Annotated in this window: 19 protein-coding genes and 1 pseudogene; 9 read left to right on the forward strand and 11 right to left on the reverse strand. The window is 56.2% G+C overall.

The features are described from left to right. Positions 1 to 112: 112 nt before the first annotated feature. Positions 113 to 967 (forward strand): AraC family transcriptional regulator, encoded by an 855-nt coding sequence (locus tag GA830_RS09555; RefSeq protein WP_258045392.1) that lies wholly within the window; start codon positions 113 to 115, stop codon positions 965 to 967. A gap of 405 nt (positions 968 to 1,372) precedes the next feature. Next, entirely contained in the window at positions 1,373 to 5,377 is a 4,005-nt protein-coding gene (locus GA830_RS09560) for an autotransporter domain-containing protein (RefSeq protein WP_195161654.1), read from the forward strand. 130 nt (positions 5,378 to 5,507) lie between these two features. Here the strand turns inward: GA830_RS09560 and GA830_RS20380 are convergent, their stop codons facing one another. From GA830_RS20380 to GA830_RS09575, 4 genes are all read right to left on the reverse strand, one after another. Next, entirely contained in the window at positions 5,508 to 6,377 is an 870-nt protein-coding gene (locus GA830_RS20380; RefSeq protein WP_374939258.1) for an ATP-binding protein, read from the reverse strand. Next, positions 6,370 to 7,155 (reverse strand): PAS domain-containing sensor histidine kinase, encoded by a 786-nt coding sequence (locus GA830_RS20385; RefSeq protein ID WP_374939259.1) that lies wholly within the window; start codon positions 7,153 to 7,155, stop codon positions 6,370 to 6,372. Before GA830_RS20385 ends, GA830_RS20380 begins: the two co-directional genes overlap by 8 nt. A gap of 9 nt (positions 7,156 to 7,164) precedes the next feature. After that, the gene (locus tag GA830_RS09570) at positions 7,165 to 7,974 is read right to left on the reverse strand and encodes an alpha/beta fold hydrolase (protein ID WP_195161655.1); all 810 of its coding nucleotides are present in this window, start codon (positions 7,972 to 7,974) and stop codon (positions 7,165 to 7,167) included. A gap of 113 nt (positions 7,975 to 8,087) precedes the next feature. Further along, positions 8,088 to 8,990, reverse strand: a complete 903-nt coding sequence (locus GA830_RS09575; RefSeq protein ID WP_374939260.1) for a hypothetical protein — start codon at positions 8,988 to 8,990, stop codon at positions 8,088 to 8,090. A 239-nt stretch (positions 8,991 to 9,229) separates the two neighbouring features. Between GA830_RS09575 and GA830_RS09580 the strand changes: the two genes are divergently transcribed. Next, entirely contained in the window at positions 9,230 to 9,724 is a 495-nt protein-coding gene (locus GA830_RS09580) for a YciE/YciF ferroxidase family protein (protein WP_195161656.1), read from the forward strand. Positions 9,725 to 9,759: 35 nt separating this feature from the next. Here GA830_RS09580 and GA830_RS09585 read toward each other — a convergent pair whose 3' ends face one another. From GA830_RS09585 to GA830_RS09595, 3 genes are all read right to left on the reverse strand, one after another. Continuing rightward, positions 9,760 to 10,143, reverse strand: coding sequence for a response regulator (locus tag GA830_RS09585; protein WP_195161657.1), 384 nt, complete (start codon positions 10,141 to 10,143; stop codon positions 9,760 to 9,762). Then, on the reverse strand, positions 10,136 to 11,935 hold the full coding sequence (locus GA830_RS09590) for a sensor histidine kinase (RefSeq protein WP_195161658.1): 1,800 nt from the start codon (positions 11,933 to 11,935) through the stop codon (positions 10,136 to 10,138). The genes GA830_RS09585 and GA830_RS09590 overlap by 8 nt, the downstream gene beginning before the upstream one ends. Positions 11,936 to 12,031: 96 nt before the next feature. Continuing rightward, a complete protein-coding gene (locus tag GA830_RS09595; protein ID WP_195161659.1) occupies positions 12,032 to 12,925 on the reverse strand; it encodes a sensor histidine kinase in 894 nt (297 codons plus the stop codon). Positions 12,926 to 13,225: 300 nt separating this feature from the next. Here GA830_RS09595 and GA830_RS09600 point away from each other — a divergent pair, with 300 nt between their 5' ends. Beyond that, on the forward strand, positions 13,226 to 13,573 hold the full coding sequence (locus GA830_RS09600) for an arsenate reductase (RefSeq protein WP_195161660.1): 348 nt from the start codon (positions 13,226 to 13,228) through the stop codon (positions 13,571 to 13,573). Between the two features lie 52 nt (positions 13,574 to 13,625). On the opposite strand, the gene GA830_RS09605 is transcribed toward GA830_RS09600, so the two are convergent. From GA830_RS09605 to GA830_RS20395, 3 genes and pseudogenes are all read right to left on the reverse strand, one after another. Continuing rightward, positions 13,626 to 14,873 (reverse strand): aminopeptidase, encoded by a 1,248-nt coding sequence (locus GA830_RS09605; RefSeq protein WP_195161661.1) that lies wholly within the window; start codon positions 14,871 to 14,873, stop codon positions 13,626 to 13,628. A 137-nt stretch (positions 14,874 to 15,010) separates the two neighbouring features. Beyond that, on the reverse strand, positions 15,011 to 15,535 hold the full coding sequence (locus GA830_RS20390; RefSeq protein ID WP_195164712.1) for an IS5 family transposase: 525 nt from the start codon (positions 15,533 to 15,535) through the stop codon (positions 15,011 to 15,013). A 38-nt stretch (positions 15,536 to 15,573) separates the two neighbouring features. Beyond that, a pseudogene (locus GA830_RS20395) lies at positions 15,574 to 15,822 on the reverse strand (transposase); the annotation flags it as partial. A gap of 110 nt (positions 15,823 to 15,932) precedes the next feature. Here GA830_RS20395 and GA830_RS09615 point away from each other — a divergent pair. Continuing rightward, entirely contained in the window at positions 15,933 to 17,087 is a 1,155-nt protein-coding gene (locus GA830_RS09615) for a YbfB/YjiJ family MFS transporter (protein ID WP_258045394.1), read from the forward strand. Between the two features lie 78 nt (positions 17,088 to 17,165). Beyond that, positions 17,166 to 18,440 carry a peptide antibiotic transporter SbmA gene (gene sbmA / locus GA830_RS09620; RefSeq protein WP_195161662.1) on the forward strand — a complete coding sequence of 425 codons (1,275 nt, stop codon included), beginning with the start codon at positions 17,166 to 17,168 and terminating at the stop codon, positions 18,438 to 18,440. Here the strand turns inward: sbmA and GA830_RS09625 are convergent, their stop codons facing one another. Next, positions 18,441 to 19,424 (reverse strand): polysaccharide deacetylase, encoded by a 984-nt coding sequence (locus GA830_RS09625; protein WP_374939261.1) that lies wholly within the window; start codon positions 19,422 to 19,424, stop codon positions 18,441 to 18,443. A gap of 182 nt (positions 19,425 to 19,606) precedes the next feature. Between GA830_RS09625 and GA830_RS09630 the strand changes: the two genes are divergently transcribed. The 3 genes from GA830_RS09630 (at position 19,607) to GA830_RS09640 (ending at position 23,038) form a co-directional block, all read left to right on the forward strand. After that, the gene (locus GA830_RS09630) at positions 19,607 to 20,272 is read left to right on the forward strand and encodes a tetratricopeptide repeat protein (RefSeq protein ID WP_195161663.1); all 666 of its coding nucleotides are present in this window, start codon (positions 19,607 to 19,609) and stop codon (positions 20,270 to 20,272) included. Positions 20,273 to 20,278: 6 nt separating this feature from the next. Then, positions 20,279 to 21,712 (forward strand): ribosome biogenesis GTPase Der, encoded by a 1,434-nt coding sequence (gene der / locus GA830_RS09635; RefSeq protein WP_195161664.1) that lies wholly within the window; start codon positions 20,279 to 20,281, stop codon positions 21,710 to 21,712. Positions 21,713 to 21,847: 135 nt separating this feature from the next. Next, positions 21,848 to 23,038, forward strand: coding sequence for a cell wall hydrolase (locus GA830_RS09640; protein WP_195161665.1), 1,191 nt, complete (start codon positions 21,848 to 21,850; stop codon positions 23,036 to 23,038). Positions 23,039 to 23,176 lie beyond the last annotated feature (138 nt).

The raw sequence follows: 23,176 nt of genomic DNA on the forward strand, positions 1-23,176 counted from the left end.
CGGACCCATACTCGAGAAACTCACATTCTCGTCCGACATGCTGCCCTCCGGGCTGGATGACCATGCGCGGTTTAAGCTTTGGCGCGATATCCACAATGTGCAGATCGTTTCGATGGACTACGCCACTGCGGAGTCTCTGCCTTTTTCTGCGCGTATCGACAGTGTGGCTGTGGGCAACATCGTTGTAGGCACCATGTTCGGGACAGTTACAAAGGCTGAGCGCACACGGACCAACATCTCGGAGGACACCGGCGGCGGCTATTGTTTGTTCATCAACGAAGGCGCGACGGATCTCGTAGGCACGCAGAGAAATCGAGAGTTCACGGTGGCTGCCGGTGAAGCTGTTCTGCTGTCGGGCGCCGAACCGATCAAGATGGCAGGGGGAGACGAGAACGTCTGGACCAGCGTCATCATGCCCGATGCCACACTGACACATGAGTTCTCGGGCATTGACGATCGCACGGCCATACAGGTCAACTTGCAAAGCGAAGGGCTTCGCTTCTTAAAACGGTACTGGCAGTTTGTCGCGTCCCAACCCCCAGTGACAGCAGCAGTTGCCGCACACACGGCTGAAACCATAGTCGATCTTGTCGGACTGGCGGTTGGCCTGAAGGGTCGTGATATTGAAGTTGGCTCGTCGCACAGGTTGCGGGCAGCCCGCGTCGGCGCAGTGCTGAAAACAATTGCCGATCACTATTCTGATCCCAATCTGTCGGTACAAACAATCGCGGCGGCACTTTCTCTTTCGGTACGCTACATTCATGATTTGCTGCACGAAACAGGACAAGGTTTCTCAGAGCGCGTGCTCGAATTGCGGCTACAAAAAGCCCGACGCCTACTTGCCGACCATGCGAGCGATGCTCTGCGCATCAGTGACATCGCTCTTCTGTCCGGCTTCAACGACGTGTCGTATTTCAACCGCTGTTTCCGTCGTCGTTTTGGCTGCACGCCCACGGCAGCACGTTAAGAGTAGCCCGGCGAAGTGCATCGCGTTCTGCATCCTAAAGCGCTTACAAAAAGCCTTCGGGCGCGGCGCATTTTTCAAGTCTTGTGGTGTTTTTGCCACAGGTGCGACAGAAATGAACGAGTGCAGTCCAGGTCAAATCTGGCTCCTCCCAGTCCAAGACGTCAATTGTGAACGGTGTCATACCAACTCCCAACCGCATAGCACCGCATGGGATTTTGTATGATATTGATGTCCGTATCGACGCGCAGCCAGAGAGCACGTCAAAACAGGAATCTGCAATTAGCGAGCGTCAGCGCACTAGCATTGACGCTGGGGCTGGCGGTGCTTCCTGCTTCGGCAGACCAGACTTGGAATGGTGGGGCATCCAGCAATTGGTTCGACCCAGCGAATTGGACGCCAGGGTCCGTGCCTACAGCCGCAGATTTCACCAACATCGACAACTCGACATTTAATCCCACCGTGGTCAACGGCGCGAACGCCAATGCTCTGATCCTTTTCGTAGGCAGAACCGCGGGTAGCAATGGCACGCTTACCATTTCTGGCGGAGGGACGGTGAGCGATAGCCAGGGTGTGATCGGCAACCAGATTGGATCCAAGGGCACAGTAAACGTAACAGGGCTGGGCTCTGCCTGGAATCATCTTTTTGATCTTTATATTGCCAACGGCGGAGTTGGCACCATGAACATCGCCAACAACGCGTCGGTCAGCAACATCAACGCATCGATTTCCGATATTTCAACAGCGTCGGGCTTGGTTGAAGTCAGTTCGGGTGGTGTCTGGACAAACACCGGGATTCTGACAGTGGGCAACGGCGGCAATGCCCTGTTGGATGTGAACACCGGTGGCAAGGTCACAAATACAGCTGCTTATGTCGGGCAGTCAGCAGGCTCTCACGGCGAAGTAATTGTCCAGGGAGTGGGATCTGACTGGACCAGTTCAGGAAGCGTGACGGTTGGTGAGGACGGAAGCGGCATTGTATCCATATTGAACGCCGCGACCGCAAAAGCCGCCTCTGCTATCCTCGGTACCCATGCGGGCAGCAGCGGCGAGGTCCACGTGGACGGTTCTGGCTCTAAATGGACACTTACGGGGGATCTGACCGCTGGCAAGGCAGGCGTTGGCTACGTCTATGTCAACGGTGGCACCATGACAGCTGTCAAAGGCCTCTTTGGGGTGGACTCGGGAAGTTATGGAACGGCTGAAGTGAGCGGCCTCAACTCGAAGCTGGACTTTAGCGGTGATCTAACTTTGGGCGTGGATTCCAACGCTTTGCTGAATATCAACCAGGGAGGGGTTGTCACAAACAAGATTGCAACGCTGGGCTTGAACTCAGACTCGAATGGGAGCGTCAAGATTGATGGCGTGGACTCCCAATGGACCAGCACGCAAACGATTGTCGGCATGTCAGGCACGGGCGTCGTGGGGATCACGAACGGCGGCAAGGCGATCAGCAACAGCGCCGTAATCGGTAATCAAACGGGTTCCCACGGTGAAGCAGTCATCGACGGGTCCGGATCGAACTGGAAAACATTCTCCATGCTCGTGGGAGGAAGTGGCACCGGCTATTTGACTATTTCAAATAAGGGCAGTGCGAATGCGGCCGACGTCTATGTGGCTTTCAACGGTGGTGAAGGCTACGCCACAGTGCGCGACGTCGGCTCCCTCTGGACCGTTACCGGCCACGTCCATGTAGGCAACAACGGAAAGGGCGTTCTCAATGTCCTGAATGGCGGTGTGGTACAGAGCGTGACAGGCAGCCTCGGTCGAAATGTCGACGGGGATGGCACCGCGATTGTCGCCGGCACGGGCTCTGCATGGATGAACAGCAGTGGTTTTACTGTTGGCGGCAACGGCGCGGGATCACTCACCATCTCAAATGGTGGTCTTGTTTCCGCGCTTGAAAGTTTCGTTGGCGAAGGCGTCGGCAGCACCGGCGTCGCCAATGTGGATGGTCCAAACTCGCTTTGGGCAAACAGTGGTAACCTCAGCATTGGTTCCAGTGGCGCAGGTGCGGTTACTATCACCAATGGCGGGGAGATTACTTCCAAGACAGGGTTCATAGGACTGGATGAAAAGTCGGAAGGTCAGCTCACCATAGACGGTGCGGGATCCGGTTGGACAAATGCCACCGATCTCAGCATTGGCTTCAAGGGCAACGCCGTTGCGACTGTCTTGAATGGTGGAACTCTGTCCAGCCAGAATACGTCCCTGGGCGTTTTTGACACAGGTGACGGCACAGTGACCATCAGAGGGACTGGTTCGCTCTGGGCCACGGCCAACTGGCTTACCATCGGAGAGACTGGCCGCGGAACGGCAGAAATTCTTGCCGGTGCACAGGCCACCTCAAAGGTCACGTATCTCGGTTCAAGCATCACCGGAACAGGTCAGGTGCGCGTCGATGGTGCAGGAAGCGCCTTCTCCAATACGAGCGGCATACTGGTCGGCGGACTTGGCAAAGGCACGCTTGATATCACCAATGGAGGTGTCGTGACCAATGGTGCCAGCTATGTCGCATTGGGGGCAGCGTCCCTCGGAACCGTCACTGTTGACGGTGTCGGATCTGTGTTCGCAACAACGGGCGACCTGACACTGGCGCTTTCTGGCGATGGCGCGATCACCGCTGCCAATGGCGGTAGCGTAACAACGGGGGGCACCACCCAATTAGCGGGAAGCGCAGGTTCTCGTGCCAACCTCAGCATCGGTGGCGCGGTGGGCGCGGCTGCCACTGGCGCCGGCAAATTCTCGTCTGCAGGCCTGGTTTTCGGTGCTGGCGATGGTTCGATAAACTTCAACCACACCGACTCCAACTATGCCTTTGGCACGGTCCTCACAGGCTCCGGCACGCTCAACCAGGTTTCCGGCAATACCGACTTCACCAGTGCGTCGGATGCGTTCACAGGCATGGTCAATGTCAGCGGTGGTCGTCTTGCCGTCAACGGATCGCTCGCCAACGGCATCGTCTCGATCGCAGGCGGCACGCTTGGTGGAAATGGTACAGTAGGCGGCATCGCGGCAAAGTCGGGCGGCATCATTGCGCCCGGAAATTCCATTGGAACGTTGAATGTCGCTGGCAATGTCACGCAGGCAGCAGGTTCGGTCTATCAGGTTGAAGTTACCTCGACAGGCACCTCAGATCTCATTCACGCGACGGGAACGGCAACACTTGATCCGGGTGCTCTGCTTGAAGTCACCAAGCTGGACAGCGCTCCCTATGTGGATGGAACGCGCTACACGATCCTGCAGGCCGACGGCGGCGTGTCGGGAACCTATACGCTGACGGGAACAGCCTTCCTGCACCTAGTTGACAGCTATGATGCCAACCATGCGTACCTTGACGTCGTCACAAAGAGTTTTGGCTCTGTTGGAGTAACGCCAAACCAGATCGCAACCGCGACTGCGGTGGAAGCATTGGGAGCCGGCAACCCGGTGTTTGACGCGGTGCTTGCATCGCCGGATGAGGCAGCAGCCCAATATGCATTCGATCAACTCTCCGGAGAAGTGCACGCCTCGATGCAGGCAGCGATGATCGACGACAGCCGCTTCCTGCGCGATGCTGTAAATGATCGCCTGCGCTCGGCCTTTGCCGGTACGGGTACCTGGGGACGTGGCTTCGGTGCCTTCGGCGACTGGGATGGCAATGGCAACGCCGCCGAACTGAGCCGCAACATTGGCGGCTTCTTCGCAGGCGCCGACGGTACGCTGGGTGAGGGCTGGAATGTGGGTCTGACTGCCGGCTACAGCCATGCAAGCTTTGACGTGGAAGCGCGCGGTTCCTCGGCCGGCAGCGATGACTACCACGTTGGCACTTATGCCGGCAAAGAGCTTGGCCACCTCGCACTGCGCTCTGGTTTAGCCTATAGCTGGCACGAAATTTCCACGAGCCGCGACGTCGCGCTGCCGGGCTATGCCGACCGCTTCGAGGCAGATTACAGCGCTGCTACCACGCAGGCATTCGGTGAAGTAGCGTTCAAGGTCGACGCAGGGCAGATCGCGTTCGAACCGTTTGCCAACCTTGCCTATGTCCATCTTTCGACCGATGGCTTTACCGAGAAAGGAGGCGCTGGCGCCTTGTCTGTTGCATCAGATGGGCTGGACACCACCTTCACCACGCTGGGCCTGCGCGCCTCCACCAGGATTGCGATGGAAAATGCCAAATCACTCAACCTTCACGGTATGGTCGGCTGGCGTCACGCATTCGGCGATGTCACGGCCGGCACCACGATGTCCTTTACCGGAACCCCAAGCTTCGGCATTGCTGGCGTACCGATTGCCGGAGACACCGCGCTCATCGACATCGGCATCGGGCTGGCGCTCACGTCGAGCGCAACGTTGGACCTGACCTACGGCGGCCAGTTCGGTTCCGGCGTCACCGACCAAAGCATTCAGGGCAGCTTCAACGTAAAGTTCTGATGGAGAAGGGGCAGGATAGCCTCGTCACCCTAATGATTGGTAATTGAGCACGGTGCCCAGCTAGGCAGATAGTGCTGTGCGGTTGCATACGCAAACCCAACCAATGCTAGAAAATCTAAAGAGCGGCAGGCTATTTGCTCGCGTCTAGCACTGAACGGACTTTCTGAGCGAGTTGCTGCAGTGTGGCCGGCTTTTGTAACATCGGCGCGTCTTGATCGAGCACGCCGTTGTGCACGACAGCATTTGACGTATATCCGGTGGTGAACAGGACCTTGAGGTCGGGCTTTGCCTTGCGTGCTGCATCAGCCAGCTGTCGTCCATTCATATCCGGCATCACAACATCGGTCAGCAGCAGGTGGATGTCGGGATTTTCGGCGAGAAGATGCAAGCCTTCGGCTCCCCCCTCGGCCGCCCGCACCGTGTAGCCAAGTTCGGTCAGCATCTGCACGGTCAACGAGCGCACGCTGGCATCGTCTTCAACGACGAGCACGATCTCATTTCCCGTAGGAGTGCCGTTTGCCGCTTCTCGTCGAACAGCTTGGCCGGCGCTATAGCTGCGTGGCAGGTAAATTTTTATCGCCGTGCCCTGTCCAATTTCGGAATAGATTTTTATGTGTCCACCAGACTGTTTAACGAACCCGAAAACCTGGCTCAGTCCCAATCCTGTTCCCTTGCCTACGCCCTTTGTTGTGAAGAAAGGTTCAAACGCCTTTTCGATGACTTCGGGAGGCATGCCTGCCCCTGTATCGCTTACCGCGATCAGGACGTACTGGCCGGAGTTCACGCCATGTTCGGCCGCATAGACATCATCGATATGCGTATTGGCAGTTTCAACCGTCAGCCTCCCGCCGGAGGGCATTGCATCTCGGGCGTTGACAGCAAGGTTCAACACCGCGTTTTCTAGCTGGTTTGCATCAGCCACCGCTTTCCATAGACCGGAGGCCAATACCGTCTCCATCCGGATTTGCTCGCCAAGGGTGCTGCGCAGCAATTCAGACATCCCCGACACCATCTGGTTGGCATTTAATTGGTTCAGGCGACAGCGGCTGCTGGCGTGAGAATGCAAGCAGCCTGTGGGTCAGCGTCGCCGCCTTGTTTGCGCCTTCCATGGCCGCATCTATCAGTGCTCCTACATTGGTCTCGCCCTTGGCCAGTCGGCGCTGGATCAAGTTTAGCCCTGAGATGACAACGGCCAGCATATTGTTGAAATCATGCGCGATCCCTCCGGTGAGCTGTCCGACGGCCTCCATCTTATGCGCCTGCCTCAAGGTGGCTTCCGCTCTCATGCGCTCTGCCACTTCCTCGGCCACACGTTGTTCCAGCGTGGTATTCAACTGGCGCAGTTCACCGTTGATGCGTTTCATCTCAGCGCGCGCAGCCAATAGTTCCTGCTCATAGCGGCGTCGATCGGTAGCGTTAAAGACGGTTATACGCAGAAAGCGCAAATTGCCCGACCCGTCGCGCCGCTCTACAGCATTCACTAGAGAGGCCAGGCGCGTGCCGTCTGCGCGCACCATGTCCAGCGCCACTTCGTTGAAAAATCCCTGCATCCGCAGCAAGGGCGCAAAATGGGTTTCAAAGTAGATCTTGCCGGCGATTGTCAACAGGTCGTGAAACGGGCGACCAACAATGTCGTCCGGCTTTCGACCGAGCCAGGCACATAATGTGTCGTTTGCTCGCAGGATCTTTCCGTTAGGCTCGGCAGAAATATATCCGCAGGGGGCTGTCTCGAACAGATCGGCTAGGTCCTCAAGATCCCCCGCGTTGCTTTGCCCCATTTCCACAGCTCAGACAAACGCTCGGATTGCAGCGATAGTTTCCTCTGGTGCACTAAGGTTGGGGCAATGTCCCGTCGCCTGCATATTGACCAGAACGCTTCCCGGCAGGTTGCGATGCACGTAGGTGCCCACGACATCCGGCGCGATCACATCCTGTGCACATTGCAGGATAAGTACAGGCACCGTGAGACCGTCAAGATCCGCGCGATTGTCCGAGAGAAAAGTGGTACGGGCGAAATGCTTAGCGATTTCGGGATCGGTGCGGCAAAAGCTGTTGGTCAACTCGTGACCTAACTCCGGCCTGTCGGGGTTGCCCATGATTGTGGGCGCCATGGCCTCCGACCAGCCCATATGGTTGCTGTCCAAAAATTCAAGCAGTTCTTCGATCTGGGCTTCGCTGAAGCCTCCGACGTAGTCACCATCATTGGTATAACGCGGCGAGGGACCGATCAGTACCAGCTTGGCAAACAGTTCCGGCGCTCTCTTTGCGGCTAGAACACCCACCATGGCGCTGACGGAATGGCCGACAAACACGCAGTCATTGATGCCCATATCGCGACAAAGGGCGATCACATCATCTGCATAGCCTTCCAATGAGGAATACCGCTCGAAATCATATGCAGCCAGGTCTGATGCGCCGGCGCCCACATGATCAAATAGTACGACCTTGAAGCGATTCTCAAATGCCGGCGCTACGAGGCGCCACATATTCTGGTCACACCCGAACCCATGGGCAAAGACCATGTGCTGGCTTCCTGAGCCGGAAATATGGACATTGTGCTTTTTGACAACAGTCACGGTGAGCTCCCCTATGGACATCGGACTTTAAAACGCAGCGCGTGGAAAGGGCAATGGGTGCATAAATCTGATACGAGGAAGCCGAGGCCCCGAATAGGGGCCCCGGCTTATGCATGTGTAAAAAGGCTGCGGTGTTATCCGACCGCATGCAAGCGGTCGTCGTCCTCATCCCGCTGCATTCCCCCAAGCAGAGCTGCCGCACTGGCGATAAATGCGCCAATAGCCATCGACAATGCTGTGAGTAAAGCGAAAGTCATGGAGGCTTTTCGCGCGGTGTCCGCTGCTTCCTGAGCCTCGACCTTCATCTGTTGGGCCTTCGCAAGAGCAGCATCAACGCGCGCTTCCGCATCTGGTTGTGATATGCCGCTCCGTGATGCAACCAACTGGGCAACATATGTCCGGTCTTCCGTTGTCATCTCGCCAGCTGCAATACTTGCAACGACGATGCGTGACGCTTCGGCTGTCGCGCTCGCATTGTCGCCAGCTGTTCCCAGCCGGGAAGGATCAGCAGGGCGGAACATCCCGTCGACCAGATAGCCCAATCCTTCATCCTGCGCAGCATCTGTCAAATTTGCGGCAGCACCCAAAACAGGCGCAGCTGCCACAGTCGATGCAGCTTTCACCCCTGTTCCAAGTGCAGAAGAAATTGCAGAGCTGAACAGCCCAACAACAAGAACGGTAGCCAAAGCCCAAACCAGAAAGCCGTGTGCGGTATCGCGGAAATAGACCTCATCGGTATGAACATTGACCCACCGCGTCCGGAGACGTCCGGCCAGATAACCACCGATTGCCGATGACAGCCACTGCACAACAACCAGCCACACGGCAGTTGCTGTGGCCAGAGTAGCAAGAGTTGAGCTCTGACCAGACCACGGAGAAACGGCTGTCAATCCGAGACCCGCGCCTAGCATGATCAACACGATTGTCACCGTGGACGCAGCTAGTGCGCCGGCGATGATTGGCCCCCAGTTAATGGCGGGCTTTGATGATTCTGATGGAGTGGCGACGTCGCCGCGCGCATAGCTTGATTGCATCATTGAGCTCCTAGCTTACAAAAAGCCAAAGAAGCAAAATAATCGGGATCGGCACGCCCAGCAGCCAGAGTAAGATTCCGCGTCCCATAGAAACCTCCTTAAAACAGTATTTGTCGATGGTCGAACAATGCGCGGAGAGAAATTTTGTTCCTATCAGCGAAGATGAAAATTAGATTTTCGACGATGCGGAACCGACGACGAAGCACCGCATTGATTGTGCACCTCAACACAAGGAGCACGACATGGCAGAGAAGACACTAGAGACCCTTTTTCACGATACTCTCAAAGACATCTATTATGCAGAACGCAAAATCTTAAAGGCACTGCCCAAGATGGCAAAAGGAGCACAATCGCCTGACCTTAAGGCAGCATTTGAAAAGCATCGTGACGAAACTGAAGGTCAGATTGAGCGCTTGCAACAGGTCTTCGAAATTCTCGGCAAGCGCGCACAGGGTAAAACCTGTCCAGCAATCGATGGAATCATCGAGGAAGGCGAGGAAATCCTCGACGAGTATAAGGGCAGCCGAGCGCTGGATGCCGGCTTGGTATCATCTGCACAGGCCGTTGAGCACTATGAAATCACCCGTTACGGGACATTGAAGCGTTGGGCGGAAGAGTTGGGTTTGAAGGACGCCGCCACGCTATTGGGTGAGACGTTAGCCGAGGAATCAAAGACTGACGAGGCGCTAACGAAGTTGGCGGTTGGGGCTGCCAATCAGAAGGCCAAGGCAGCCTAAATAATTAGAATTGCCCGTAGCCGATACTTCTGCGGCTACGGGCCACTTGCCCCGTTCAATACTTTACCCAATGCGGTTGCCAATTGGGTTGCACTGACTGGTTTGGGCAAAACTGGATGTCCACGCAGCCGATCTGGCAAACCCGCTACTCCATATCCAGTGGCAAACACAAAGGGAATTTTGCGCTTTTCCAGAATATCGGCGACAGGATCGACACGCTCTCCGGCGATATTCACATCCAGAATGGCCACGTCGGCCTCTGACGTTTCAGCTACCTTTATAGCCTGAGCAAGGCGCCAGGCCATGTCGAGGACTTCGCAGCCCATGTCCACCAGCATGTCCTCGAGCAGAAGCGCGAGCAGGGTCTCGTCTTCAACAACGAAAACACGAACTCCTTTTAAACTCCGCTGCTCAGCCAAGGGTAGGGCCCGAAATCTCGTTTAATGGCATTTCGAGAGCGCACTGAAATCCTTCGGGTTTGAAATTGAGCTCGACACGTCCAGCCAGATCTCTCCCAACTGACCGTTCAATCAATTTGGTGCCGAATCCATGCTGGTCTGGGGGTGTCACCACAGGCCCGCCCGTTTCACTCCAGTGCAGCCGGAAAGTCGTTTGATCCGCTGGAACAATCTCCCATGCCACAGTCACCTTGCCAGTATCCTGCGACAGCGCACCATACTTTGCAGCGTTGGTGGCAAGCTCGTGCAGAACCATGGTAAGCGATAGTGCAGCCGCTGGAGCAATGGCCATGGTGGGTCCATCTGCCAGAACTTCGCCTTTAAAGGGCTTCAAAGTCAGCGAGACAACATCAACCAGTGAAGCATGTGCCCACCCGGTTTTTGCGAGCAAATCGTGGGCTTGACTGAGAGCTTGGAGCCGATCGCTGAAACTATGTGTAAAGCTCTGGATGGAATTGGAATTTTTCGCGGTCTGGGAGGCGAGAGACTGGACAATCGCGAGAGTATTTTTAACTCGATGATTGAGTTCATCGATCAGCAGTTTTTGCTGTTCCTCAGCCTTCTTTCTTTCCGTGATGTCGACGAGCATGTTTACAGCACCAGTGAGTACGCCATCACTGTCGAAAAGAGGCGTGGCAAACGGCATGAATGGCACGCGTGAGCCATCGGGGCGCTCGGCTATGGCTTCATATTCCCCAAGCGTCGCGCGCTGTTCCTTTAGGGCAATCGCCATCGGGCATTGGTCATGCGGAAGAAAGGTTCCGTCCGGCCTGAACAGCTTGTAGGAAACGCACCATGAATCACTGCCAACCACAGGCTTATTTCCAGAAAAAGCAACTGCGGCCTGATTGTAGAATGTGATCCGACCCTCCTTGTCGGTGGTGTAGATGGCCGCAGGCATTGCCTCTAGAATTTCGCGGTGCCTGCGCTCGCTTTCCTCACGTGCACTCTCCTCGGCCTTGCGGGAGGTGATATCACGGGTTACGGCGAGTTGTGCAGGCTCTCCATCGGGAAGGACAAAGGGCGCTGCATGTGACTCCATGTTGCGTCGGCGACCGTCGAGACCAACGACGTCAAACTCCCAGCGTAGCCGCGAGCCTGCAACCACGCTGTCGTGATGTTCTTTCCAGCGCTCCCGATCTTCCGGTGCGATTAAATCTGCCGTGGGCAGACCTTCAACGACCGACGAATCGGTTGCACCCAACATTGCGGCACCAGCTTGGTTCATACGAACCAACTGACCATCTTTATTCACGATCTTGATACACTCAGGGGTGGTATCGATCACCGCCTGGAGAAAAGCCTGGCTTTCTCGCAGTTGTCTCTCAAGCTCCTTCTTTTCAGTTATGTCCTGAAAGCAGTTGATGGCCCCGCGCAAGGTGCCTTCGGCATCGATAAGTGGTTCGATATTCACGAGTACGATCGAGCGACCGCCATCCTCCCTCTCAATTACAACTTCCATGTCGCGCTGTGATGTCAATGTCAGCAGCGCATCCACCATCGGTGTTTCGTCATGGGGCAAATCGCGTCCGTCGACATGGAAAAGGCGATGAGCGCCACAATAACGTTCTGGTGTGCTCGGATCGGGATATCTGCCCCAGATTTTGGCGGCCCGCTCGTTATAGCGCACGATAACCCCGTCAGCATCAACGACGTAGACCGCTGCCGGGATAGCATCAAGCGCAACCTGCGGAATGGAATTCAGCGCATCAAAGCTGGAACGATGCGGATCAAGGCTGGCTATGATGTTCATACGGTTCAAAACCTGTCGGGGAAGTGTAGCTACCCGCTAAGGAATGCATCTAGGCGATTTAGGTTCCGGGTTTTAAAGTTTTTTCTCGATACGGCTTCAAAATCTTGAACCTTTCTCGGGAGCACTCAATTCGATGATACATTGAACGCCGTCTGCCGCAAATTCCACCGTTGCCCGCCCGAGTTCGGGAGGAAATGCGGAGCTCAGAAGTCGCGAGCCGAAGCCTGCGCGCTCCGGCTCAGTCACGTCAGGTCCATTGAGCTCTTTCCAGCAAATTGTAACCGTTCCGTCGAGCCGCGTCCAATTAATGCCGACACTACCTGCAGAAACCGAGAGTGCACCATATTTCAAAGCGTTTGTTGCCAGTTCATGGATCAGCAGAGCCATGGAGCTGCCAAACTCCCGCTCCACCAATACTTCCGGCCCTGAAATCCTGAACCGCGTGAGTCCAAAGGGCTCGAGGACCTTGGACAGAAGAGGAGCAAGTCCGATGACACCCTCCCGGGTGGCGGAAACCAGTTCCTGAGCGCGACCCAAAGCAAGGATGCGCGCTTCAAGCTTGTCGCGATAGTCTTCGACATCGGTGGCTGTACGTGCTGTCTGCCTGGAAATTCCCATCACGACGCCGATCACGTTGCGAACGCGATGCTGCATCTCGTGCGCCAGAACGTTGGCTCGATCACGCGCCGCAAGCGTCGCTCTGACAAGCCGCCGTAAAGCTTCGGCGACAAGCACCAGAACTCCCCCAAACAACCAGAACGCAACGAGCGACGCGAGGGATGATGAGGTGAGCTGGAAGGTCAGGGTAGGTGGCAGCCACAAATAAGCCGCCATAACAGAACCCAGAAAGAGGGTTGGCAGGCCAGCTCTCAGCCCGCCGACCACACTGGCCAAAAGTACCGCTGGAAACAACGTGATGAACGGAATGCCGCCGATCACAAACTCGCCCAGCGCAAGCCTAAGAACCAGTGCTATAGCGATGCATGCCACGGAGACCGCTGCTGACTGAAGAACAGGGAGCTTCCGATGGGGCACGTACTGTGCGCAGCGAACAAAGACGTCGGACCGTCTGGCATCCACTTGGATCATCTCCGCGGCATCCACGCCTATGGAATCCATTGGACTACGCCTGCATCAAATCCGTCAAACATCCACAAATTGAGCTTCCTGCTTCCGCACGTTTTCGAGTCATTTCCCTGACTGCCTGAACCGGCTAGGAGCATGATGTCGATGAAATTAGGGCAGTTCAAGCTTTTCGCAAGGTGCAGAGAGGCTACCAGGAGACGATGCGTGCAGACAAAAATTTTTGGAATAACGACTTGCGATACAGTGCGCAAAGCCAGGCTCTGGCTGCGCGATCATGGAGTTGCCCATACGTTCCACGACTTCAGGGTAGATGGTGTCGACCGGAGGCAGCTCGAAGAGTGGTCAAACAGGATCGCGTGGGAAACTCTCCTGAACAAAGCGTCTGCGACATTTCGAAGACTTCCTGCTGAACAAAAAGCCGAGGTGGATCAGGCAACGGCGCTGACGCTGATGATCGACTATCCGACCTTAATCAAGCGCCCAATACTGGAGACTGGCTTAGCGCTCGAGGTAGGCTTTTCATCCACGCGGTATGCAACATTGTTTGCATAAAGCCGGTCCGCGGAAGCGGACTAGCCAAATCGTGACGTGTCAGAGCCGCCTTTTATGCCCACTCACCCTTCCGCATCACAGGGATACGCGTTCCATTCGCAGTTAGGCCATCCACATCGATTTTGCCAGAACCGATCATCCAGTCGATATGGATCAGGCTTTTGTTGCCACCTTTCGCAGCAATATCATCCTGGCTCAGCCTTCCGCCATCGACGAAGCAGGTCGAATAGCACTGTCCAAGTGCGATGTGACTGGCGGCATTTTCATCAAATAATGTGTTGTAAAACAGCAACCCGCTTTGCGAGATCGGAGATGAATGCGGAACCAGTGCTACTTCACCTAAACGACGTGCGCCAGCATCCGTGTCGAGCACTTTGTTCAACACCTCTTCGCCGCGCGACGCTTTGGCCTCGACAATTTGCCCTCCTTCGAAGCGAACGGAGATATCTTCTATAAGCGACCCTTGGTAGGAGAGAGGCTTGGTACTACTGACATGTCCATCCACACGCCGCGCATGCGGTGTGGTGAAAACTTCCTCGGTCGGAATGTTTGGATTGCAGATGACACCGTTTTTGGCGGTCTCGGCCCCGCCATTCCATTTATGCGTATCTGCAAGCCCGACCGTCAGGTCGGTCCCGGGGCCCTTGAAATGCAGCGCCGAAAAAGCGTGACCGTTCAGCCATTCAGTGCGCTTACGAAGCGCGCCATTGTGGGCATCCCAAGCAATCACCGCATCATCAGTGTCGACGCGCGAAGCTGCAAAAATTGCATCGGCAAGCTTTCGGACTGCGCTGGTTTCATCATCCTGTGGAAACATCAGTTTGGCCCATGCGCTGTTGGGATAGGCGACAATGTTCCAATTGATGTCGAAACCTGTAATTTTTTCCAGCGCCGGCCTGTACGCTATTGAGTTCGCCCGGTTTGCCCGAGCAACCTTGGACTGCTCCTGACTGGAAAGAAGCATAGGATCGTCGCCGCGTACCGCAAGGCGTGCAGCACCATTGCCAAACGCTTTCGCCATTCCTTCATAGAGCCAGTCTTCGGCGCGATCGAACCCCGAATCAGAACCATGCCTGTAGCGGGCAAGCGTGGCTTCATCATCGCTATAAAAAACACTGACCAGCCCAGCGCCTGCCTTGTAGGCATTCTCGACAATGCGCCGGGTAAAGCTAAGTGCCGCGACAGGCGCAGTGACGATCAGATCCTGCCCCGGTTGCAGCCGCACTCCGATTTTGACCGCAACATCCGCCAATCTCTCTAACTTCACGGGGTCGATAGGGGCGGAAGAGCTTATGTCCATAGGGCACCTTCGGGCTTTGCGTCACAAAACAGATGATTGATCTTTTAATGGCAGCCGATCCATCTGGCCACATCAAGATAAAACATCGCCCGATTGCCTTGAGCAAGGCGCGTATCGCCTTGGCCCAACAAGGATTTCTAGGCCGTGTGGACGAATTTGATCAAGCATAGGCCTGCTGCGAAGCTTACGATTGAGCGGAAATTTCGTGCTGTCTTTTCGCATCGCAGGGCGACGCGTTTGAAGCGCTTGAGCCGCCCGAAGCCTTGTTCGATACGGGCGCGCGCCTTGTAGAGCGTCTGGGCGAAGAAGGCTGGCCTGTTTTTCTCGTTGGCCTTGTGAGGGATCACCGGGGCGATGCCGCGTGTCCGCGCGGCTGCACGATTGGCCTTGCTGGAATAGCCTTTGTCGCCCAGCGCGGCACGTGGGGTGATGTCCGGCCCTATGTCGAGCAGGGTCTCAAAGCGGGTTGTGTCGGCAACTTGGCCACCGGTCAGATCGAACGCAATGATGTCGCCCGAATTGTCCGCCTTGGCGTGGATTTTCGTTGTGAACCCGCCGCGCGAGCGGCCGAGCGCCTGGCCTTGCTGCCCCCCTTTGCGCCCGCTGCCGAGACATGGGCGCGCACAATGGTGGAATCGAACATCTGGATCAGATGGGCCGATGCGCTCATCTCGGCCAACGTGTCGAAGAAGGCTTCGAACACGCCGGCTTTGCTCAGCCGGTCAAAGCGCTTCCACACTGAGTTCCAGTGGCCAAAGCGTTCCGGCAGCGCACGCCAGCGCACATTCTCCACCGTGAAGAAGTGCATGGCTTCCAGAAAAAGCCGGTCGTCCGCAGCCTTGCGGCCTCGCCGTGGCAGGCAAGCGCGGAAAACCTCCAGCGTGTTCGCCCAATCCGTTTCCGTCATCCTCGTGGACATCGCCGACCTCCAAATCAGTCGACAATCCATGAATCAGACTGGATTGGTCAGCGGAACCCCAAAAGCTATACCTGAGTCAATTCGTCCACACGGCCTAACAATCCGATTGCACGGCTGCCGTGCAAGTCTAGAGAGAAGTGATGAAGATTGGCAGTGTAGCAAATCCACTACGTTTCGCTGTGGCGGGGATGATTGCCATGGCTGTAGCTATGGGAATTGGACGCTTCGTCTACACACCGCTCTTGCCGGCCATGATGGATCAACTAAGGCTGTCGGCTTCACAGGCAGGGCTCATCGCCGCAGCCAATTTTTTAGGCTACCTGATTGGAGCAGTTGTTGCATCTGGTGGCTGGGCACAGGGACGTGAACGCGCCACCATGCTGTGGGCTCTGGCAGCGAATGCCGCGTTGGCCGCTGCTATGGGAACTACGGAACATCTTGCTGTCTTTCTTTTGATCCGCTTTCTGGCAGGTATTGCCAGTGCCTTCGTTCTGATTTTCGTGATCACCATAGTGTTCGGTCATCTCGCTGTCGCCGGCCGCAACAGCCTTCAGTCCTTGCATTTTGCGGGGGTTGGATTGGGCATAGCGCTGGCCGCAGTCATGACAGCATCGCTGGAATGGGCAGGCGGCTCATGGCACGACGGATGGCTTGGGGCAGGTTTGTTGTCGGCTGCGGGTCTTGTTGCAGCCTGGATTTTAATTGACCGCGGACCGCTTTCCGGCGCCAGCGTAGGCCGCGAATCCACTCTGCCGCGCAGTCCGGCGCTGGCCAAAATCATCTTGGCATATGGGTTGTTTGGCTTCGGCTATGTCATCACCGCCACGTTCATCGTAGCAATTGTACGCCAAGGTGATGGAGGACGCTTGTTTGAATCTCAGGTCTGGCTGGTCACAGGTCTGGCCGCAATTCCCTCGGTTTATCTCTGGAACCACGTCGTCGTGCGCCTCGGCCTGACCCGAACCTTTGCTCTGACCTGCCTCCTGGAAGCGGTCGGAGTTCTTGCAAGTGTCGGTCTAGGCAGCTTTTTGGGGCCGTTGCTCGGGGGCGCGCTGCTTGGTGCAACATTTGTTTCGATTACAGCAATTGGCTTGCAGTTAGCCCGCAGTCTTGCGCCAACTGCGCCAAGACGCGCCGTTGCCTTGATGACCGCCGCCTTCGGCACGGGACAAATTCTGGGGCCGATTGCTGCAGGCTATATGGCCGACCATACGGGAAGCTTCGTCGCGCCGTCTATCATTGCCGCGGCCACTCTGCTCTTGAGCGCTACCATTGCATACGATTCCGGTCGCTAGAGAGTGTAGGCTGAACGTCAGAATTGTGAGTTCGATATTCATGTGTCAGTAGTGCGTGTCCGGGGAGTCCAGCGCACCATGTTTCTTTCGTTTTTCCCGCAGCCGAAACTCTTTTTCACCTCAGCCGCTCTGTGGAGCCTGACGCTGCTAATATTCTGGTATGCCGGAGGGGAGGCGCTTGGCGCTTATTTCGGGATGCCGCCCGCTGCAACCGATGCTTCGCCGGTCATCGGTGTTTCTGTATTCTGGTCGCTGCCGTTCATCTGGTTTTACATCTATTTTGCAGTGGGCGTGCTTCTTTTTTATGCATTCTGGAGTTGGTACGCGCCGCATCCCTGGCAGCGTTGGTCGATCCTTGGGTCGGCGCTGATCCTCTTTATTGTCTATTTTCAGGTCCAGGTGTCGGTCGCGGTTAACAACTGGTATGGCCCCTTCTGGGATTACATCCAGGCAGTCGTCGCCAAAACCACCACAAGTACCGAGTCGGAGTTTTACGCTCAGGTCGCCAGTTTCGCAGGCTTGGCGCTGGTCGGGATGAATGTTTCAGTGCTTAACGCATTCCTCGTCAGCCATTGGGTCTTCCGCTGGCGTCAGGCGATGAATGACTACTACATGGGTCATTGGGGGACATTGCGCCACATCGAAGGTGCTTCCCAGCGCGTCCAAGAAGACACGATGAGATTCTCGCAGATCATGGAATCGCTGGGTGTCAGTTTTGTGGATTCGATTATGACGTTGATCGCGTTCCTCCCGGTGCTGATCCGCCTCTCAGCCAACATCACCGAGTTGCCGATTATTGGCCCTATATCCCATCCGCTTGTGGTCGCGGCGCTGGCATGGTCGGTGCTGGGCACGATAAGCTTGGTGATTGCAGGTTATAAATTGCCCGGCTTGCAATTCCGCAACCAGCGCGTCGAGGCAGCCTACCGTAAGGAACTCGTCTATGGCGAGGACGATCCCCAACGCGCGCAACCGGTCACCGTGATGGAGCTCTTCTCAAATGTGCGCCAAAACTACTTCCGTCTATATTTCCACTATGTATACTTCAATGTTGTGCGCTACACCTACCTTCAGGCAAACGGCATTTTTTCACTTTTGATCCTTGGCCCCTCAATCGTTGCCGGAACCATCACGCTCGGCCTCCTCAACCAGATCAGCTATGCCTTTTCCCAGGTCTCGAGCTCATTCCAATTTCTGGTCAATTCTTGGTCGACGATCGTCGAGTTGTTGTCGGTTCACAAACGGCTGCGCGCGTTCGAGTCGGTGATCTATGACGAACCTCTTCCTGATATCGACCAGCGTTACCTGGAGCGCCGCGACGCGGTTGGCGATCGCGGGGCTGCTGAACCCTGATTAGCCGCCGATCGTATCCGGGCCCGGCTTTCGGGTTCGGTCAAGATAATCGCGATAGCTCACGCAGGCGACTTCCGGCAGGGAACAGACTGTTTCAGCGAACCTCTCAAGCGCGCGCCAATAGGCGCCGCCATTCATCAGGGTGAAATGGAAACCCATCTGTAGCGGCACCCGCGCGCCCTCATATTCCTGATTGAATGCTGCAATGAAGGCATCATAGGCGCGGGTCTGGAATGCGCTGTCTTCGTCTGTGCGTTCGATGCCGGCTGAGTGGCGTACAAAAAGATTGTAGTCCATAGCGATCACCGGTCGCCGTGCGGGGCCTTCTGCAATTTGCGGCAGGGAAAAGCGCATCACGCTGGCCACCCGCGCCGGCTCTACAGGCCCAAGAGACACGGTGCTGGCGTCATAGTCCAAACCATGTTCCGCCAAGGCGGCATAGAGAGCCTTGTTTGTTGCCAGGTAGGGCGCACGAAATCCCTTGATTTCCGTCTCAGCAAATCTGCGCCACCCTTCCGGTTCGCCGGCGATGGCGTTTTGTGAGTAGGCATCGCGTAGGATCGACCGGAACGAGGAAAATTCGCTACCCCAATCGACCTCGCTCCACCCACTGCCATCGAAATGGCCGCAGCCATGGCTGGCGATTTCATGGCCTTCGCCGCGTGCCCCCCAAATTTCCGACAGTCTTTGTTCAACCTCGTCGTTCTCCAGTGCAAAACCAACATTGGACTTCGCCGGCGCCTTGGCCGGTGGACGATAATTGCCACGAGTTTCTGGCGAAAGCAGAAACACGCAAGACAGGAAATAAGTGAACTTTGCGCCGGTTTTCTGGGAAAGTTCCCGGCTACGCCTCCATTGGCGAAGGTCATGTGCCCCGTCAAATGAAATCAACACGTATTGGGTGCGCGAGTCAGCCACGGCATTTTGGGGGCCACACAGGCAAGCAGCAGAGACAACAGCAGCAAACGCTTGACGAAATAACATGATGTTAACCGGTACACATGGCACGAATAGGGTTCTCTAACCTGAAAATATGGCCCTCTTGGGTCGTATATGGCCGCTCATCAAGGGCATTTTCGGCCAGCCCCCTTCCATGCCAGCTAAATTCCGCCTAAACGCTCGCCATGGCCCGGAGAACGGGCACCATTTCAAATTCGGAAGTATTGATGTCGGACGATGGATTTTTCCGCGAGGTAAATGAGGAGCTGCGCCAGGACCAGGCGCGGGCGCTCTGGGACCGTTATGGTCCAGCAGCCATTGTCATTGCGGTATTAGTGGTTTTGGGAACTGGTGGTTTCGTCGGTTACAACCATTGGGCCACAACGCAAGCCAACCGCTCGGGTGATTCCTATTCCGAAGCTCTGAAGCTTGCTAACGGCGATGATAAGAATGGTGCCTTGGCTGCTTTGGTCGAGCTTGAAACCGGCAGCAAGGGTGCCTATCCGGTTTTGGCGCGTTTGCGAGCCGCAACGGTAAAGGCTGATATGGGCGATGCCGCCGGCGCGATCGCAAGCTTCGAAGCTGTTGCGAAAGATAATTCGGTGCCCGTTTCGATCCGCGATATGGCGCAACTTCGCGCTGGGTTGATCGAGGTCGATCATGGCACCTATGACGCAGTTTCCGCCCGGGTGGGTGCCCTGAATACGGAAGCCAATCCGCTTCGTCATTCTGCGCGAGAAGCGCTCGGGCTCGCTGCCTGGAAGGAAAACCGGATGGAAGAAGCAACGAAATTATTCGAGCTGATCTCTGCAGACCAGACCGCGCCCCGCAACCTGCGTGAACGCGCCAACCTCCTGACCGAACTGATCCGTGGTTCGGGCAGCGCTTCGTGAGCGAGTATGAGCTTCAAGGTTGCGATCATCGGCCGTCCCAATGTCGGCAAATCGACGCTTTTCAACCGGCTCGTCGGAAGGAAACTTGCGCTCGTCGATGACACCCCCGGCGTAACGCGCGACAGGCGCGTCCATACCGCAAAGCTCTACGACCTACATTTCGACGTCATCGACACAGCTGGCTTTGAGGACAAAGCGCCCGCCACTCTTCAGGGTCGGATGCGGATCCAGACGGAAACCGCCATCGAAGAAGCTGATCTGATCTTCTTCGTCATTGATTCAAAGGCTGGCATCCTTCCCGATGATCGAACCTTTGCAGATATTGTGCGCCGTTCTGGAAAACCCGTCGTTCTGGTTGCCAACAAGGCAGAGGCGCGCGGGGCGCAAGGTGGAATGCTTGAAAGCTGGGAACTGGGGTTGGGTGAGCCTGTGCCAGTTTCAGCCGAACATGGCGGGGGAATGCCTGACCTTCGCGACGCGGTCATTGCTGCCATTGGCCGAGAAATGGCCTTCGAAGACGAAGACGAGGCCGATGCGATCGCTGAAAGCGAGCCCCTCATTGGCGAAGATATTACGGACCCTGATGCTGCCGAGGCCATTCCCTACGACGAATCCAAGCCCATGCAGATCGCCATCGTCGGGCGACCAAACGCTGGAAAGTCGACGCTGATCAATGAGTTGATTGGCCAGGAGCGGCTACTTACAGGGCCTGAGGCCGGTATTACGCGCGATTCCATCTCCGTCGATTGGCAATGGGGCAACCGCAAGATTCGCCTGTTCGACACCGCCGGTATGCGCCGCAAGGCGCGCATCCATGAAAAGCTCGAAAAGCTCTCTGTAGCCGACGGCCTGCGTGCAATTCGATTTGCTGAGGTGGTGGTTGTCGTTTTTGACGCAACCATCCCGTTCGAGAAGCAGGACCTTCAGATAGCCGACCTGATCATCCGAGAAGGTCGGGCGTTGGTAATTGCTTTCAACAAATGGGACCTGATTGATAACCCGCAGGAAAAATTGGCGGAATTGCGCGAGATGACCGCCCGTTTGCTGCCGCAGGTTCGCGGCGTGCAGGCAGTAACAATTTCAGCTGAGACAGGTCGTGGCCTCGAAAAATTGATGGCCGCGATCCTTAAAACTCACCAAGTTTGGAACAGCCGCATTTCGACCGGTCGCCTCAACCGTTGGCTTGAAGGTATTCTTGCGCATCATCCGCCGCCGGCCGTAGCTGGGCGTAGGCTGAAGATTAAATACATTACGCAGGCCAAAACTCGACCGCCGGGTTTCGTCGTCTCTTGCTCGCGCCCTGATGCGTTACCGCAATCCTATGTACGTTATCTCGTCAACAATATGCGCGAGGCACTCGACATGCCGGGCGTGCCTATTCGCGTCGCGCTGCGCACCTCGGAAAATCCATTCGCCGGCAGAGCCAAGAAGAAGCGCTGATCTGAGCGTCCCAATTGTTGCCGCTTTTTTCTGATTGCTGCCGTTGGGTAAGGCAGTCAGCGTTAACGCCGCATCAAGGTTAATGCCGCATTATCCATCTCCTGTGAGTTGAGTTGCATACCGGAGAGGGTATCAGTGTATCCACGAAATCTAGCTCGGCTGCTGGCGTTTGTCGCCAGTTTGTGCCGGCCCTCCCTGTTGTCACCGATTGCCGTCGGCTTGGGCATCTGGATCGGGTTCCCGACAGTTGTCGCATTGCAGGACGCTCCAAGCATGGTTTCCGGAACGGAGACTTCCGGCGCGCGCTGGAGTTCCTTCGTGGAAAGAGCCGCCGCAGGCTCGGTACACGCTGCTGAAATGCCATTTGCCAATGGTGACACCATTACAACCGGATCAATCACCGGTGGCGGCATTGCGACGCCAGGCTTGGGCACGGTTGCGTTTCGCGGCAAAGGCGGGTCCAACGAAATTCCTGACGAACTGCGCATTAACCGCATTGAAAAGCAGGGGCGTGTGATAAATATAGCGCCCGTTGCGCCGCCCAAGTCTTTTAGTGCCGGCAGCGTGCTGGAGCGGACGTCGTCGATGACGAGGCCCACCATTGAGGGCGACCTCAAAATGGCCTTTGCCAAGCCGGCAATCAAAGGCAAGGAAATCGAGATCGCGGCTGCGTTCCACCGCAAGCAGTCACAAAAGGAATATGCCGGCGTTCCCGTAATGCTGGCTTCACTGGTGACCAATACAACACCGGATATACTGGCGACAGCCTATGCACCCGCCGAACCTGACTACGCGAAAGCCTCGCCCTTTGCCTCCCTGCTGAGGGACGAAGACCCCAATAATGGCCGGTTCGTGCCGCCTTTGGCAAAAGGAGACCACGCTTGGATGGGCGAACCGTTGCCGCCTGAGGTTTTCACCGCCAAAGAACAGCAATGCCTTGCGACTGGCGTCTACTTTGAAGCGCGAGGCGAGACGCTAAGAGGTCAAGCCGCGGTGGCGCAGGTTGTCCTGAATCGGGTTCGCAACCCAACCTACCCGAATTCAATTTGCGGAGTAGTCTACCAGAACCAGCATTTGCACAATCGCTGCCAGTTTTCATTTGCCTGCGACGGCATCAAGGATCGGATCTTGAGCGCGTCCCACTACAAGACCGCACAAGACATCGCCATGGCTGTGACCGCAGGTAAGATTTTCATTCCTGAAATCGGGTCCTCAACCCATTACTATGCTGATTACGTCAATCCGGGTTGGGCTCGCACGATGCAGAAGATGAAGAAAATCGGCCTCCACATCTTTTACCGCACCTATGGCGGCGGCTGGAGCTAGGATTTAAACAGAATCCGCGTCCCAAAACGGTCCGGATTCGCCCACCTGCTTGCAACCACACGCATGGGCAGGATGTCGCATGCGAGTAAGTCGCTGAAATTACTAAACAAAAACCATGCCCGTGAACACCTCTCCGTG

It is taken from the genome of Mesorhizobium sp. NBSH29, assembly GCF_015500055.1.
In the GTDB taxonomy this organism is placed as follows: domain Bacteria; phylum Pseudomonadota; class Alphaproteobacteria; order Rhizobiales; family Rhizobiaceae; genus Neomesorhizobium.

What these genes read in the sequence shown, in the direction of transcription:
- GA830_RS09555 (WP_258045392.1), top strand. Translation starts at nt 113, where the DNA reads ATGGACTACGCCACTGCGGAGTCTCTGCCTTTTTCTGCGCGTATCGAC.
- GA830_RS20380 (WP_374939258.1), bottom strand. Translation starts at nt 6,377, where the DNA reads ATGTCTGAATTGCTGCGCAGCACCCTTGGCGAGCAAATCCGGATGGAG.
- GA830_RS20385 (WP_374939259.1), bottom strand. Translation starts at nt 7,155, where the DNA reads ATGGGGCAAAGCAACGCGGGGGATCTTGAGGACCTAGCCGATCTGTTC.
- GA830_RS09570 (WP_195161655.1), bottom strand. Translation starts at nt 7,974, where the DNA reads ATGTCCATAGGGGAGCTCACCGTGACTGTTGTCAAAAAGCACAATGTC.
- GA830_RS09575 (WP_374939260.1), bottom strand. Translation starts at nt 8,990, where the DNA reads ATGATGCAATCAAGCTATGCGCGCGGCGACGTCGCCACTCCATCAGAA.
- GA830_RS09580 (WP_195161656.1), top strand. Translation starts at nt 9,230, where the DNA reads ATGGCAGAGAAGACACTAGAGACCCTTTTTCACGATACTCTCAAAGAC.
- GA830_RS09590 (WP_195161658.1), bottom strand. Translation starts at nt 11,935, where the DNA reads ATGAACATCATAGCCAGCCTTGATCCGCATCGTTCCAGCTTTGATGCG.
- GA830_RS09605 (WP_195161661.1), bottom strand. Translation starts at nt 14,873, where the DNA reads ATGGACATAAGCTCTTCCGCCCCTATCGACCCCGTGAAGTTAGAGAGA.
- GA830_RS09615 (WP_258045394.1), top strand. Translation starts at nt 15,933, where the DNA reads ATGAAGATTGGCAGTGTAGCAAATCCACTACGTTTCGCTGTGGCGGGG.
- sbmA (WP_195161662.1), top strand. Translation starts at nt 17,166, where the DNA reads ATGTTTCTTTCGTTTTTCCCGCAGCCGAAACTCTTTTTCACCTCAGCC.
- GA830_RS09625 (WP_374939261.1), bottom strand. Translation starts at nt 19,424, where the DNA reads ATGTTATTTCGTCAAGCGTTTGCTGCTGTTGTCTCTGCTGCTTGCCTG.
- GA830_RS09630 (WP_195161663.1), top strand. Translation starts at nt 19,607, where the DNA reads ATGTCGGACGATGGATTTTTCCGCGAGGTAAATGAGGAGCTGCGCCAG.
- der (WP_195161664.1), top strand. Translation starts at nt 20,279, where the DNA reads ATGAGCTTCAAGGTTGCGATCATCGGCCGTCCCAATGTCGGCAAATCG.